Annotated in this window: 15 protein-coding genes; 13 read left to right on the forward strand and 2 right to left on the reverse strand. The window is 42.1% G+C overall.

What is annotated here, in order from left to right; all coding sequences use genetic code 11:
• Positions 1–55: 55 nt before the first annotated feature.
• Complete coding sequence (locus tag AC2TF5_RS11815) at positions 56–793, reverse strand: hypothetical protein (RefSeq protein WP_491302330.1); 738 nt, start codon at positions 791–793, stop codon at positions 56–58.
• A 302-nt stretch (positions 794–1,095) separates the two neighbouring features.
• On the opposite strand from AC2TF5_RS11815, the gene AC2TF5_RS11820 reads away from it, so the two are divergent.
• Both AC2TF5_RS11820 and AC2TF5_RS11825 read left to right on the forward strand, forming a co-directional pair.
• Positions 1,096–2,769, forward strand: a complete 1,674-nt coding sequence (locus tag AC2TF5_RS11820) for a ribonuclease J (RefSeq protein WP_491302331.1) — start codon at positions 1,096–1,098, stop codon at positions 2,767–2,769.
• A 131-nt stretch (positions 2,770–2,900) separates the two neighbouring features.
• Positions 2,901–3,440: a GrpB family protein gene (locus tag AC2TF5_RS11825; RefSeq protein ID WP_491302332.1), complete on the forward strand. Its 540-nt coding sequence runs from the start codon at positions 2,901–2,903 to the stop codon at positions 3,438–3,440.
• 112 nt (positions 3,441–3,552) lie between these two features.
• Here the strand turns inward: AC2TF5_RS11825 and AC2TF5_RS11830 are convergent, their stop codons facing one another.
• On the reverse strand, positions 3,553–4,224 hold the full coding sequence (locus tag AC2TF5_RS11830) for a DUF4097 family beta strand repeat-containing protein (protein WP_491302333.1): 672 nt from the start codon (positions 4,222–4,224) through the stop codon (positions 3,553–3,555).
• Between the two features lie 220 nt (positions 4,225–4,444).
• Between AC2TF5_RS11830 and AC2TF5_RS11835 the strand changes: the two genes are divergently transcribed.
• The 11 genes from AC2TF5_RS11835 (at position 4,445) to AC2TF5_RS11885 (ending at position 15,601) form a co-directional block, all read left to right on the forward strand.
• Positions 4,445–4,588, forward strand: a complete 144-nt coding sequence (locus AC2TF5_RS11835; RefSeq protein WP_208919420.1) for a hypothetical protein — start codon at positions 4,445–4,447, stop codon at positions 4,586–4,588.
• 90 nt (positions 4,589–4,678) lie between these two features.
• Positions 4,679–5,458 (forward strand): MerR family transcriptional regulator, encoded by a 780-nt coding sequence (locus AC2TF5_RS11840; RefSeq protein ID WP_491302334.1) that lies wholly within the window; start codon positions 4,679–4,681, stop codon positions 5,456–5,458.
• Complete coding sequence (locus AC2TF5_RS11845; protein WP_491302335.1) at positions 5,455–6,111, forward strand: GAP family protein; 657 nt, start codon at positions 5,455–5,457, stop codon at positions 6,109–6,111. Before AC2TF5_RS11840 ends, AC2TF5_RS11845 begins: the two co-directional genes overlap by 4 nt.
• 279 nt (positions 6,112–6,390) lie before the next feature.
• The gene (locus tag AC2TF5_RS11850) at positions 6,391–7,734 is read left to right on the forward strand and encodes an amino acid permease (RefSeq protein WP_491302336.1); all 1,344 of its coding nucleotides are present in this window, start codon (positions 6,391–6,393) and stop codon (positions 7,732–7,734) included.
• A 174-nt stretch (positions 7,735–7,908) separates the two neighbouring features.
• Positions 7,909–8,700 (forward strand): hypothetical protein, encoded by a 792-nt coding sequence (locus AC2TF5_RS11855; protein ID WP_491302337.1) that lies wholly within the window; start codon positions 7,909–7,911, stop codon positions 8,698–8,700.
• Between the two features lie 238 nt (positions 8,701–8,938).
• Positions 8,939–9,364, forward strand: coding sequence for a MarR family winged helix-turn-helix transcriptional regulator (locus AC2TF5_RS11860; protein ID WP_491302338.1), 426 nt, complete (start codon positions 8,939–8,941; stop codon positions 9,362–9,364).
• Positions 9,365–9,503: 139 nt separating this feature from the next.
• On the forward strand, positions 9,504–10,880 hold the full coding sequence (locus AC2TF5_RS11865) for an MFS transporter (protein ID WP_491302339.1): 1,377 nt from the start codon (positions 9,504–9,506) through the stop codon (positions 10,878–10,880).
• Between the two features lie 106 nt (positions 10,881–10,986).
• Positions 10,987–12,177 carry a phosphoenolpyruvate hydrolase family protein gene (locus AC2TF5_RS11870; protein WP_491302340.1) on the forward strand — a complete coding sequence of 397 codons (1,191 nt, stop codon included), beginning with the start codon at positions 10,987–10,989 and terminating at the stop codon, positions 12,175–12,177.
• A gap of 144 nt (positions 12,178–12,321) precedes the next feature.
• Positions 12,322–13,533: a Tm-1-like ATP-binding domain-containing protein gene (locus tag AC2TF5_RS11875; RefSeq protein ID WP_491302341.1), complete on the forward strand. Its 1,212-nt coding sequence runs from the start codon at positions 12,322–12,324 to the stop codon at positions 13,531–13,533.
• A 73-nt stretch (positions 13,534–13,606) separates the two neighbouring features.
• Entirely contained in the window at positions 13,607–14,431 is an 825-nt protein-coding gene (locus AC2TF5_RS11880; RefSeq protein WP_491302342.1) for a phosphoenolpyruvate hydrolase family protein, read from the forward strand.
• A 210-nt stretch (positions 14,432–14,641) separates the two neighbouring features.
• Positions 14,642–15,601, forward strand: coding sequence for an AAA family ATPase (locus AC2TF5_RS11885; protein WP_491302343.1), 960 nt, complete (start codon positions 14,642–14,644; stop codon positions 15,599–15,601).
• Positions 15,602–15,604 lie beyond the last annotated feature (3 nt).

The following is a 15,604-nucleotide window of genomic DNA, read 5'->3' on the forward strand; positions in this document are numbered from 1 at the left end:
ACTCGTTCTAACTCTGGCCGCCCCTAAGGGGCGGCTATTATATTCTCTAAGAGACCTATCCGTCATAACCCATCGTTTCAACTTCTTTTCCATTGAATTCGATATCTAGCAGATGATCGGACCAAATATTATCACCACATGTAATTTCCGCAAAAGTATCGCCTGTATTGATTACAGTTACTTGAACACGATACACTTCTAAAGATTCATACCATTCATCATTAGCTTCATCTTCAAATTCTTCATTGTAGAATTTCTGTAAAACATCTTTACAGTGACCAAGCCAATCGATGTACTCCGTGAGAGTATTTGTACTGTTTATTAATTCCACATCTTTATGAACTGTAATTCCTAACGATTTTCCGTCAAATGGAGACCCAAAAATCATGATCGATTTATCAATTTCATAGCTTAGCCAATCACTACCTTGTTCATCCTTCTTCTTAACATTTTCCATTGTTAATTTCTCTATTTTTTGAACAGTTTTAGCCTTTAATCTTTTTATAACAAAACGATCTCCATGAGAATCTGCCAGTTTCTTCATTTCAAAAAGCTTACTCTGATCTTTTCGATTATTAGAATCGGCAACGGTTAAGAAAATATCATAAGCACTTTTATGGTAACCAAGTAGAGAGTAGACATAGGATAAAATAAGTCTCGCTTGGTTATCTTCCTCAGCAGTCTTTAATGTATTTGAGAACTCGTACAGTTTTTCGATGCTTTGAGGAGATTTGTTACTAGACTTAAATTCCTTTGATAACTCTATGTACTTATTCAAATATTTATTATCCATGTTATACCTCACTAATATTAAATATCTTCGTAATTCAAATACAGCAATTATAACAGAATGTTCACGTCTTGAAACTTTGTTTCAAGGAGTGAAGCATAAATAATATTTAGAGGCCACATGATAGTGTCTAACTCCATGTGGTTTCTTTACGTCTTAATGTAAAGCAAAGGTGCATAAGTTTCGCGATGTATTAAATAATAAGTACAGGAAAGTTCCCAATTTTATAGTTTGGATTCATTGGACGAGTAAATTTAACATCTTCATACTCGGCTTAGAGAGAATCATTAGGAGGTCTCATAAACTTGAAGCTCGCTGAGAACAAATTGCTTATTGCTGCTCTAGGCGGCGTAAATGAAATTGGGAAGAATATGTATATGATTCAGTACGATCAGGATATCGTCGTTATTGATTGTGGATCAAAATTTCCCGATGAGAGCTTACCGGGTATCGACCTCATCGTGCCTGATATTACTTATTTACTCGAGAATCGTGATAAAGTCAGAGCGCTAATCGTGACACACGGTCATGAGGACCATATCGGGGGAATCCCATATCTGCTGAAGCAATTGAATGTTCCCGTGTATGGGACACAGCTCACGATCGGATTGATTAAAATTAAACTTAAGGAGCATGGCCTCCTAAGAAATGCTGAATTGCAAGTTATAAATGTAGATTCAACTGTTCATGTTGGTGCCATCCAAGCGTCTTTTTTTGCTACAAGTCACAGTATCCCAGACTGCGTGGGTATCTTTTTTCAGACACCAGAAGGAAATGTGGTTCACACGGGCGACTTTAAATTTGATATGTCTCCCGTAAGCGGCCCCTATCCCGATCTACACCGAATGGCTGATATCGGTAAACAGGGGGTTAAGGTGCTTCTATCTGAGAGCACAAATGCCGAAAGGCCCGGATTTACTCCTTCAGAACGGTCGGTTGGTGGACATATTCTGGATGCATTCGCGAGGGCTGAACAGCAGGTATTCATAACCACGTTCGCTTCCAACGTAAACCGAGTCCAGCAAATCATCGATGCAGCGTTGGAGACCAATCGCAAGTTGGTTCTGCTCGGTCGGAGTATGGTAAATGTTGTATCGGTGGCAAAAGATCTCGGTTACTTGAAATTACCCGATGATCTTCTGATTGATGCAAAAATGACGGAGCAATACCCGCCGGAGAAAATTGCGATATTATGCACAGGTAGTCAGGGCGAACCAATGGCTGCACTGTCACGATTGGCTAGCTCCAAGCATCCCCATATAGAAATTTTACCCGGTGATACGGTTATTATCGCTGCAGGAGCTATCCCGGGGAATGAACGAAATCTTGCGCATGTTATCGACAACTTATACGTGTTGGGTGCAAAAGTGGTCTATGGATCAGGTAGTTCAGCAGGTATGCATGTTTCAGGGCATGGTAGCCAGGAAGAACTTAAATTAATGCTGACCTTGATGAAACCTGAATACTTGATTCCCGTTCATGGTGAATTTCGGATGCTGTACCAGCACCGCTTGCTGGCAGAATCAGTAGGGATACCTAATGAGAATGTGTTCATTGTTCGTAATGGTGAGACGGTACAGATTGAAGCTGGAAAAGCTCTCCTTGGACCAAAGATACCTGCTGGTAACAGCCTGGTAGATGGGTTAGGGATAGGTGACATAGGTAATATCGTACTGCGTGACCGGAGACAGCTGTCCTCAGACGGGATGTTAATCATCGTTACAACCTTGAGTAAAAATCAAAGGCAGATGCTTGTGGCACCAGAGGTTATTTCTAGAGGCTTTGTGTATGTGAGAGATTCTGAAGCACTCATGAACGAAATTCATGAGAATGTAAAGTCCATCATGGATAACTTAACGGAATCAGAAATGAGCCAGTGGAACGTGATTAAACAAACATTAAAGGATAATATCGGCCGGTTAATTTACAGTCAGACAAAGAGAAGACCGATGATTTTACCAATCATCATTGAAATATAGCACCAACAAAAAGGATACCCAGTGGCTCATTGGGTATTCTTTTTGTATATTATTTATATAGGATGCGAAAACATTTGAATTGATTCATCCATTAGTTGAATTTATTAAATTAAAGGGGGGTGAAGGTTAAAATGACAGAAGGAAAAAGAATCATTGAGGTTGTACCATATAACCCCGAATGGAAAACCGAATTTGAAAAGATTAAGAAAATGATATCGAGTTATATCGGTGATTTAATTCTAGCTATTGAACATGTTGGAAGCACCTCAGTGGAGGGTTTATCAGCTAAACCGATTATTGATCTTGATGTAGTCATTGAGAGTTATGATGTATTTCCAAGCATTGTTGAACGATTAGAACAGCAAGGATATGAGTATGAGGGGAATTTAGGGACAGAGGGACGAGAAGCATTTCGGAGGCTTTTTAACGATGGATGCATGAAGTATCATCTTTATGTATGTCCTAAAGACGGAAAAGGATATTTAGAACATATTGCATTTCGGGATTATTTACGTGGAAATGAATTAGCTCGAAAAGAATATGAATTATTAAAAATAAGGCTTGCTGAAACACACCGTTTCGATATTGATTCATACAGCAATCACAAGACTGAATTTGTAAAAGATATTTTAAAAAAGACCTTATACAATGTCTCTTATAACAACGGGTAAAAGGCGTGAGCGAAAAGGGGAGAATAGCCCCCAATTACATGCCTATAGCAAGTGCTGAGTTTGTTCAATTTCAATGGAGGGAAGCGTAGATCGCTTCTCTCCATTTTTGTGTCTATTGTACTGATATTTTTCCCGAACCTGTTTTGAGATTAACCTTATATAATCCACTACCCGATTGACCTTCCGTCTTTTTATTGCTCTGTTGATGATTCTCCAAAGGAATGGAAATTGATCGACTTCCACTGCCTGATTGCAGGAGCCAACTGGCATCCGGATTGTCATCATTTAACGATACCTTCACATTACCGCTTGAAACTGAAACAGAAATATCGCTATGGAATTTCGCGAAATCAAGAGAGATGTTGCCGCTCTTGCCTTTTACTACTAGGTTATGGGTTTGTAACTCACTTCCCGCAACATTACCAGATGAACCATCAATGAGCACCTCTCCTTTATAATCAGACGGAATGCGCACTTTAATCTGAGGCATCTTTCCGATATTTAACATGCGAGTAATATCGTTTTTTAATCGAATTTTGATTTTTTGCTTACTCTTATCCATAACAATCCCCGGCCCATTGTCGTGAAAGAGCAAGGAGACTTCCAGTGAATCAATATCTGCCGATTCCACATTTAATTTGGTGCTACCATGATCGATTTGAAGAACATCTACATCTTCTAGGGAGACACTTTGTACATTTTCGGTTGCCTCGTCGCTTCCGTTCCCACAAGCGCTTAGTAAAAACATGACAAGAACTAGAAGCATAATAAATCGGAATTTCATTTTAACCACTCCTTATGTTTGCTAGATCTCATTGTATTAGATGACGTAACGTCACCTTCAAGTGCTTTTTCAAGAAAAACACTTGTAAGTGACGCGACGTCATCTTGTATGATGAAAAAATCCTGCCAATCCCAACGTAAAGTAACGCTTTATTAGCTTTCGACAATGGTATTGGTGATTAGATCTAATTACAGAGAAGGAAAAAGAGGGGGGAGTTAAGATGAAGCAAGAAGATATCGTTATTTACGCATGTGTAATTATTGGTGCCGGTATAGGGCTAATGCTTGGCAGTGCATTTCCAGGTGTTCTAGTCGGTTTGGGGATTGGGTATCTAATTAAATTTTCTTTTAAAAAAGAGGATTAATGCTGCTTTATTATTTATTTCACGTAAAAAGGCTTGAACATGACGTAACGTCACCTTGTATAGTCGGTTTATACGATAAAAAGAAAGTAGGTGTTTGAATCGATTCCTATTCAAAAAATAACAAAACAGACGGGTATCACCGTTAGAACGCTGCGTTACTATGATCAGATCGGTTTATTGATCCCTTCAGCGAGGACAGAGGGGAAACATCGGATGTATAGCGATCAAGAATTAAAGAAGCTGCAGCAAATTCAATTTTTAAAAAGCTTAGGCTTCAGCCTCCAAGAAATTTCAGACATGCTCAAGAACCGAGAGTGGAATTGGTCAACTAGTTTGAAAAATCAATTAAACTATGTTCTTAATGAACAAAAAAAGTTAGAACAGATAGAGTCTGCTTTGCGAGGGTTGCTTCATTGTATCGCGGTGGAAGGAGAAACGAGTTGGACAGTTATTCAACAACTTATCCAACTATCGGGAAGTGATACGGCGTTAAGGCAAGCGTTCCGTAATCAAATGTTTGAAGAGCACGAAAAGGAATTGCTGAGTCTACTTCCTAATATGAATAGAGACGATCCTGACTCTCTAGAATGGATCGCTTTGCTGGGACAGCTCAAAAGACATATGAACGACGGACCGGAATCGCCTGATGTTCAACGAATCGTAGGACGAATGGATGAGAAACGATTGGAGAGTTTTGGGGAGGAAGACGCCTTCGTAGAAAAAATATGGGAGATCAGAAACTCGCCGGATCAGTCTGAGCAAATGGGTTTATACCCAATAGAACAAGAACTTCTTGAACTGATGGACCGAGCATTTGATATATATTTGGCTCGCAAGAAAGAACACCCTGAACAGGAGGAGAGATTTTGACCATAGAACTGCTTCTTTCCGTTGGGGCTTTGTCATTGTTAGATACGCTAAGCCCAGCCACGATAGGAGTAACCGTTTATTTACTACTTGCTGAGAAGGAACGGCTTGTACCACGTTTACTCGTCTACTTGATAACAGTAGCAGGATTTTACTTCTTTGTTGGCGTTTTGCTTATGCTCGGATTAGATGCCGTTTTTGAATCAATGTCCGGCATTTTTCAGAATCGGACGGTAAGCTGGATCATGGCTATAGTTGGAGGAGCCCTATTTATCGCCAGTTTTTATGTCCCTACAAATAAGACATCTGAACCACGTCGTCCAAAATCAAAAAGCATCGGTGCGATGATTGGTCTCGGATTTACCACTTCATTGATTGAGGTGGCGACAGCACTGCCTTATTTTGCGGCGATTGGGCTTATGACCACTGCGAAATTGCCAATTGTTCAGTGGGTTCCCATATTGGTTGCATACAATTTTATCATGATTCTACCTCCTTTATTGCTGTTTGGATTTCACCTCGTATTTGGTCGTTTGATGCAAAGACCCTTAGAGAAGCTTAGGGTGAAAATCGCCAAAAGCTCCGGATCGGCACTTTCCTGGATTATGTGTATTGCCGGACTTATTCTGCTGTTGAACAGCATAGATAATTTGTAATTTAATAGGCTAAAATACAATATAAGTCATTGATATTAGCTAATCGCAGCTAATCAATAGTAATAATATTTATTCATATCCTATCCTCCATCATTTTTCATTATCATGTACAACTTGAAGACGCTTAAAAGAAGCAGGAAGTTTCGTTACTTTCTCAAAAAAGTGATTTGCATTTATTGTCCAAAATTCAGCATATTCACAAATAGGTATAATAGGTTATACTGTAATATGCATTTAAATATACATAGTCATTCATGAATGTACATCAGGAGGATATGAATGGGACAAGCAGAGGGATCATTACAGAAAAAATTAAAACCTAGACATATCAGTTTTATGGCTATGGGTGGTGTAATCGGAACAGGGATTTTTAAAGGTAGTGCTGAAACGATTGGTTTGGCTGGACCTGGGGTTATCATGTCCTATATATTTGCAGGGCTGTTGCTTCTGGTTGTAATGGCAGCCATGGCAGAAATGGCGACCGTATATCCAAACCGGAATATGAAGGATTTTGTCCGCGAAGCTTTTGGGGAAAAGGTCTCATTTGTCATGGGTTGGATGTACTGTTTCATGTGGTTGTCTGTGTGTGTTATAGAGGTTATTGCTGCGGGAAGCTTCCTGCAATATTGGTTTACAGAAGTGCCGTTATGGATGCTAAGTCTGGCCTGTGCCGCCTTTATTGTTCTTATCAATTTGTTGAGTGTAGGTACCTTTGGAGAATTTGAATTTTGGTTGGCGGGAATAAAAATTGCTATGATCATCATTTTTATCGTGTTAGGAGCATGTCTGATATTCGGTATTATTCCAAGTAATAATACACCTTACCTGCAAAATTACACGACTGCCGGAGGCTTTTTACCGAATGGCTGGACTTCAGTAATCTCTGCAATGCTCGTCGTGATGTTCTCCTACGGTGGGTCCGAGCTTATCGGATTAACACTGACTGAAACGGAAAATGCTGAACGTATATTGCCCAAGGTGGTTGGCAACTTTATCTTACGAATCATTCTGTTTTTCACCTTGCCAATTCTAATTATTTGCGGTTTAATTCCTTGGAATCAGCTGGGGGCCGAGAGCAGTCCGTTCGTACAGGTGCTAACAGCGACCGGACTTTCGGGTGCGGCTCATATTATGAATTTCATCCTAATAACGGCTGTACTATCGGCGGCCAATTCGGGTATTTACGGTGCATCTCGAATGCTTTATTCCATGGCAGCGGCAGGTGAGGCACCTAAGTCTTTGGCCAAAACTAACCGAAAGGGCAGTCCAGTAAATACGCTTTTGCTGTGTGCGGTCATTTTGCTTGCTGGCTCTATGCTGGGGCTATTCGCACAGGATCAGCTTTTCCGTATACTAATGGCTGTTCCGGGATTCGTTGTGATTCTGGTATGGATTTGTATTGCTCTATCCCAGCTGAAGTTACGTAAGCAGTATCCTGTTAAACCTGCCTTCAAAGTATGGGGATATCCCTATGTGACAGGATTTGTAGTTGTATGTCTTTCAGTTATTGCAACCATGTTCCTCTTTGAAAGTCAGAACCGATTCAGTATTGGGACTTGTCTTGGGGTTCTGCTCATACTTATCGTTACGTCCTTTGTCAAATTCCGTTCTAACCGGGTTTGAAACGGGAACGAATGTTCTTAAAAGTGATTGACATCCTATTTGATCCAATATATACTATTATCAAATCGAAAGAAGTGCGGGAGAAGCACCTCGCAGGACAGGCTATAAAGCCTTTCTTGTGGGGTGCTTTTTTGCGCTTCCTTTGAGGATGAATGGATAAGGGAGATGATTGTTTTGTTGCAACGAAGAAGCAAATATTACCGTTATATAAGTGGTCTGGTAATTCTAACCATGTGTGTCCTACTGCTTGTGGCTAGACCGCCCTATGTAGAGGCTTCAAATACTGGGTGGGATGCTGCGTTAACAAGCATTGACCAGTTGCATGACAGCTTTACCGCATTGGAATTAGCCAATAAACAGGATAAGCAGCAAGTACAGGTGCTGCGCAAGCAAAACAATGACAAGCTTAAAGAAATTAATTCGAAAGTACAGCTCATTGACAAGGTAAAGCTCGACAAGTTAAAGACAGAAGCAGACCAGACTCAGAAAAAATACGCTCCTTTGCTTGCGGAATATACTGATCTCGGCAAGAAAGCGACAGAAGCGAGGAAACGTAAAGATCGAAAGTCTGTTCTTCTGTATGATCTCAAGCGAAACCGTATAAAGGCTTCTACTAATGCGGCGCGACAGGAGATCAAATTGAAAAAGGATGCTTTAACAGCTGCGAAGAAGCAGGCTGCAGCAAAAGCCAAAATCGTTAAAGATGCTTTAGTACCGGTGCAAACGCTAAAGAAACAAATAACAACCGAAAACAAAAAAATAACAGACATCAATAAAAATAAAATTGAAGCGAATAAACGTTATAATGCAGCTGTCAAGCAGGGAGATGCTATAAAGGCTGCAGCAGAATTAAAGCTGATCATTGGCGATCTCAACCAAATTCATGCTTCACAGAAGAAGATATTTGTATGGGAGGGGAATATTCGGAGTACAATTCATGCTGCAGAGGCCAAGCTCTTGAAATAAGTGTCTGCTTCGAATTTAGCTGATTTACTGTTCAGTAAATGAAGATATTACACTGAAGTCGTATAAAGAAGCGCTCTCCTTTTTAGGGAATCGCTTCTTTATTGATTGTTAAGATGAAAATATACGTTAAGTTGGGATTTTGATGGGTAAGTGTGGCGTGTGGAATTGACTCTATCCGAGAGCGGATATATAATGGTCACAACAACTATAGTCATATCTATTATACAGGAGGATACCATTGGAATTAGAAAAGTATATAGGTGTTATCGTACACCGTGCAGATTTAAAGCTTAACAATTACTATCAATCCGTAGTGAATCCTTTTGATATAACCGTGGATCAATGGGAAATCTTAGTTATACTTTGGGAGAAGGAAGGGATCACTCAAAAAGAACTTGCGGAAAGGCTTTATAAAGATCAGACAAACATTGCCCGAATGCTGTTCAAACTCGAAAAAAAGGGCTTTATTCATCGTGTAACCCATGAAACGGACCGCAGATCGTTACGTGTATATCTAACTGTTAAAGGCCGGGAGGTCAAAGACGATATCCTTGCACCATCGATAGAAGCCTATAAGAAAACGATCGAAGGATTAACCGAGGATGAAGTTGAAACATTTAGAAGAATACTTGCTGTCATGTACAATAACGTTAAGGACCTATAAAAAATCTAGTTTCGTCCTTATGATATTTTTCGGTCATATAGTTGCTATAGCAACTATCATCATGACTAGTTTATTTCCTGAGCAATTTTTTTACTCGTTAAGACAATTACTGCTTTGAATAGTAGATGGAGGCATGAGAATGGAAAAAGCTGAAAGAAAGACAGGTATTTTTGACGTTCAATATAGAGCATTGACGATCGGCATCATTTTGGCAGTTACTACCGTAGCATTCGAGGGCTTGGCTATCACGACGATTGCTCCCAGTCTGGCACAGGATTTAAACGGTATTCATTTATACGGATGGATACTCAGCGCATTTCTATTGTCGCAAATATTGGGAACGATGGTTATCGGGCAGCAAATTGGCAAAATCGGCGTGTTTCGTTCATTTACCTTGTCTATCGCTATTTTTGTTGTGGGTATTCTGATTGCGGCCACCTCCTTGAATATGCCGATGTTGATCGGTGCAAGAGCATTTCAAGGCTTCGGTGCCGGTGCTAGTATAACTTGCATTTACTATAGCATTACACTCAGCTATCCTGATGCATTGAGAACAAAAATTTTGGGAGCTTTTTCAAGCGCTTATATTTTACCTGCTTTGATTGGGCCTTATATTGCCGGATTACTAGCAGAGTATGTATCGTGGAGATTCGTATTCTGGATTGTATTGCCATTGATTGGGTTGGCCGTATTGCTCACGCTTCCTTCATTTCGTAAACTGCAAGCCAATAACATCTCGGTTAAAAAAAGAAGCCACAAGGAAGGCTATGCCTTATTGCTGACGATCGGAGCGGGTCTGCTTTTGGCTGGATTAGGATTTGTAACCGAATGGAAAGGCTTCGCACTTTCGCTTATTGGTATGGTCATAATGATTCAACCTCTAAGAAAGCTGCTTCCCGAAGGTACTTTTCTCGTCAAAAAGGGGTTGCCGGCGATCATTGTTACAAGAGGGTTGTATGTTACATGCTACCTTGCCACTGAAAGTTATGTTGTATTGGCTCTTACGGAAGTTAAGGGATTCTCAGCAGACCTTGCCGGGCTGATCGTTGCCGCAGGCGCGTTAAGTTGGTCGACAGCTGCTTGGCTGCAATCCAAACTTGATGAGAGGGACCTTGGTCGTGGTAGAAAAAAACGGGTTACTGCCGGGGTCGGTTTGATGATCGTCGGTGTATCGTTAGTCATATTGGCTATTGGGCTTGACAGTAGCGGAATTGTATTTGCATTGGTTTCCCAAATAATAACAGGATTCGGCATCGGATTGGCAAATCCAACTACGGGCGCCATTGCGATGCAGCATGCCCGGGCTGGAGAAGAAGGTGAGATTTCTGCCTACCTTCAATTCGTTGATACGTTTGGTCCAGGATTGAGCATCGGAATAGGCGGAGCTTTAATTGCCGTAAGCGAAAACATAAGCCAAGGTATTTTTATGGGGATCCTGATGACCTTATTTATTCAGCTGCTGTTTGTCATATTGAGCTTTATCGTATCATTTCGTATTGCTGATAGGAGCGATTAAGTCGTATATTTTTAACAGGATCAAGTTATCCCTTATAATATTAGATAAAGAACTGCTAGGGTAAAATATGAGATGGCGGTCTAATTGAACGAAGGGGCTCATCAAATTGGCAACAAGCAGAAAGCAAATTTTAGAACGGATGCTTCAACAAGCTATAACTGGAGAGCATATCATTGGCGTTGCGGCGGGAGCGGGAATATCAGCTAAATATGCGGTAAAAGGCGGAGCAGATCTTATTTTGGCATTGAATTCGGGACGGTTCAGACAAATGGGGTTGGGTTCCATTGCAGGCTTGATGCCTTATGCGAATTCCAATGAAATGGTAATGGAGTATGGCTCGCGTGAGATTTTGTCCGTTGTTGGGGATAAACCTGTTGTATTTGGACTTTGCGGGACAGATCCCACTATAGAACTGACATCGTATTTGGATACGATTCAAAACAGCGGTTTTTCCGGCATCATCAATTATCCGACGGTCGGTCTGATCGACGGACAGTTTCGTGAAGCGTTGGAGGAAGAGGGAATGTCATACCTTCAAGAAGTAGAGGCTGTCCGGCTCGCACATGAACGGGATATGTTTACGATGGCTTTTGTATTTAATGCAGAGCAGGCGGCTTTCATGCTGGATGCGGGGGCCGATGTGATCTGCGCCCACTTGGGGGTAACGGCAGGCGGATTGATGGGTACAAAAAAAGTATATTCTCTGGAAAAGGGAGCGGAGATCGCGAGACAGATTTTTGCTGTATGTGATGCTTCTAATCGGAATCCTATAAAACTCGTATATGGCGGACCGGTCCATACTCCGATTGATGTGCAGTATATGTATGATAATACAACTGCGATGGGATATGTGGGCGGCTCCAGCTTCGAACGGATTCCGACAGAGGAGGCGATCGTAGATACAACACATCGGTTCAAGGTTACTGGCCATTTGGAGCAGGACCAACAACTGATGGATAAGCTGAACGCTTTAGATGAGCCGTATGATTATGTGACTTTTGTTAAGGAGCATATTGCCCATAACTACATGAACAACATTTCACTCACAGAGATTGCGGACCAAATTCATGTTTCGCGGACACACTTAAGCGCGCTTTTTAACAAGGAAGTGGGCTGCACGTTTCCGGAATACTTAGCGAAATACCGAATTCATAAAGCGCAGGACGTGATGAAGCATACGAAGCTTTCATTATCAAGGATTGCGGAGCTGGTCGGATATCCTGATTATGTGCATTTCAGTAAAACGTTTAAAAAATACGTCGGTGTTACCCCGCAAAACTTTCGTAAACAAACATAAGACAAATATACATAAATATCATACACCCATACGATTACTTTATCTTGAAAGCGCTGTAATATTGGGTTGTAAAGGTTCACGGCGGTGGTCCTGGCAGGGCTGGCGGCGGATACTGATAGCATGTTTAACGAAGGAGGTTATTTAGTGAAAACGATAGCCATTGCAGGAACATTTGATTCAAAAGGTGCAGAGTTTTTATATGTGAAATCGGTCATTGAAAGTCTCGGTTTAAACGCATTTACAATACACAGTGGTGTGTTCGAGCCCATGTTTACACCTGATGTATCCAACACCGAAGTTGCAGAGGCTGCGGGTATCGATATTCATGAAATAGCTGCCAGAAAAGACCGGGCTGCCGGGACAGAAGCTTTGGCAAAAGGAATGGAAATAATCATTCCGAAGCTGTATGCAGAAGGGAAATTTGACGGAATCCTTTCCTTTGGAGGAACAGGGGGAACGTCTATTGTCACCGCAGGCATGCGAGGTTTGCCGATCGGGGTTCCCAAATTGATGGTATCTACCGTAGCTTCCGGCAATACAGAACCCTATGTGGGGACAAGTGACATCATCATGTTTCCGTCCATCGTTGATGTATCTGGCCTTAATTCGTTTTCCACCAAAATATTTACCAACGCAGTACATGCCATTGCGGGTATGGTACAGTTTGAATCGGCACCGCCTCAGGACAAAAAGCCGTTAATCGCAGCCACTATGTTTGGCGTCACGACACCATGTGTGAATTTCGCCAGAGAATACTTAGAGAATTTGGGCTACGAGGTACTGGTGTTCCATGCAACCGGCACGGGCGGAAAAACGATGGAAAGCCTGATCGAAGGAGGCTTTATCGACGGGGTGCTGGATCTCACAACAACCGAATGGTGCGACGAGCTTGTCGGTGGTGTGTTAGCTGCCGGGCCGCATCGGCTTGAGGCAGCCGGACGCTGCAAAGTACCACAGGTCGTATCGACTGGCGCGCTGGATATGGTCAATTTTGGTCCCTATGATTCGGTACCGACAGCTTTCAAGGGCCGCAATTTGTATAAACACAACCCGTCGGTAACCTTGATGCGGACTACAGTGGAGGAGAATCGTAAGCTTGGTGAAATTATTGCGGATAAATTGAATCAGGCGAACGGCCCGACGGTGTTAATGCTTCCTTTGCAAGGTGTCTCCATGCTCGATGTAGAGGGAGAGCAGTTTAGAGGGACCGAAGAGGACGAAATGCTGTTTAACACACTAAGACAGAATATTGACCGCCAGACGGTTGAGCTGATTGAAGTAGACACAGATATTAATGATCAGGCTTTTGCCATCGCGGCTGCCAAGAAATTGGTGGAGATGATGAAGCAACATTAACAGCTGAATATTATGAACTGAATTTATCGCTGAACACGACGAACTAAATGACCCCCAGGGAGGCAATCATACAATGAAGACTAGAACAGAGATTTTGGCCCAATTAAAAGCAGAGGTAGCGGCTGGAAATGTACTTTTGGGTGCAGGTGCAGGAACCGGGATTTCGGCTAAAAGTGCTGAGGCAGGCGGCGTTGACCTGATCATTATTTATAACTCGGGACGTTACCGGATGGCTGGCCGCGGCTCACTCGCCGGGCTTATGGCGTATGGCGATGCTAACCAAATCGTGGTGGAGATGGGAAATGAGGTGCTTCCTGTTGTTAAAGAGACACCGGTGCTGGCTGGAGTGTGCGGAACGGACCCATTCCGGATTATGGATATTTTCTTGAAACAGCTTAAAGAGCAAGGATTCGCAGGTGTTCAAAACTTCCCAACAGTTGGTCTGATCGATGGCCTGTTCCGCGCAAATCTTGAAGAGACAGGAATGGGTTATGATCTGGAAGTTGATATGATCCGTAAAGCCCATGAGATGGATCTGTTGACAACACCTTATGTGTTTGATGTCGATCAAGCGAAAAAGATGGCCGAAGCCGGTGCTGATGTCCTGGTCGCTCATATGGGCCTGACTACAAAAGGAACGATTGGCGCTAAAACTGCGCTGACTCTCGATGACTGCGTGGACAAAATTCAGGCGATTTGTGACGCAGGCAAAGCAGTCAACCCGGATATCATGATCCTCTGCCATGGCGGTCCAATTGCCGAACCGAAAGATGCGGAGTATGTATTGTCGAAAACCAAAGGAGTTGAAGGTTTCTTCGGAGCATCCAGCATTGAACGTTTTGCAACGGAAGTCGGTATCAAACAGCAAACGGAAGCTTTTAAAAATATATTGAAGTAGGATTGCATTGAAAATCCTGAAACGATAGCACCTGCCATAGCTATAGTTCCACCCGGAGACTTGGATTTGTCGAAGGGGGAGCCAGCTATGGCTTTTTTGCGTTATATGAAAGCCTGGCTGAATGGGTAAGGGATCAATAAAAGCGCAAGAAGTCGCTGAATTTTTGGACATTTTTATGTATAGTAGAAAGAGTGAAAGGAGGTGATCAATATGAGCACTGTACACATGCTGGTCGGCATTCCGGGCAGCGGAAAAAGTCATTATGCAAAAGAATTGTGCAAACGACAAAGGGCTGCGCACGTTGCAACCGATTCGATTCGAAACAGGTTATTCGGAAGCGAATCTAAGCAAAAAAATGCGTATGCGGTATTTGACGAAGCTTTTGCGGAAATCGATCATGCTTTGCAAACGGGCCGGAATGTCGTGTTTGACGCTACAAATGTCAGCCGCGACCGGAGGTTTAAATTTTTGAAGAGATTCAAGAATGTTCCTGTCGAATGCCATGTATGTATTACTCCTTACGAGATCGTAAGAGAACGAATACAAGCGAGAAAAAGGCGGATCGACGACAAGATATTAACCAAGTATGCCAAGAACTTTGAGTTTCCTGTCATTGGAGAAGGCTTTCATGCCGTGCATATCGTCCATACTTCAGACGAAGTTATGATTGAAAGGACAGAGCTGGAAAAACATCTTGCTGGCAATTCGGATCATGATGAGCTGTTTGATTATTTGTCCAAATCCCCATACTTCCGAGTCATGCTGGGATATGATCAGGAGAATCCCCATCATTCCAAAACGTTGTCAGAGCATACCTTTGCGGTCATGGAATACATCAACGTCTGTTACGAAGGTGAAGATTTGCTTGCGATGCAGTTAGCAGCCTTGTTTCACGATGTGGGTAAACCGTTTTGCAAGGTATGGAAGCAGAATCGGGGATATTATTCGTATTTTGGACACGAGCATGTATCCGCTGCAATAGCTTGTCATGTTCTTAAAGAGCTTGGTTATGACCAAGATTTTATCTTGAAGGTTGTGAATATAGTAAGTTTCCACATGGAGATTTTACACGGAGGGGACGCAGGAGCGTCTAAAATTTATCATTTGCTCGGAGAGGATTTACTAGCCCAAATGTACTTCTTCGCTGAAGCAGATACATTCGCAAAATAAAGA

This window comes from Paenibacillus sp. JNUCC 34, assembly GCF_058269055.1.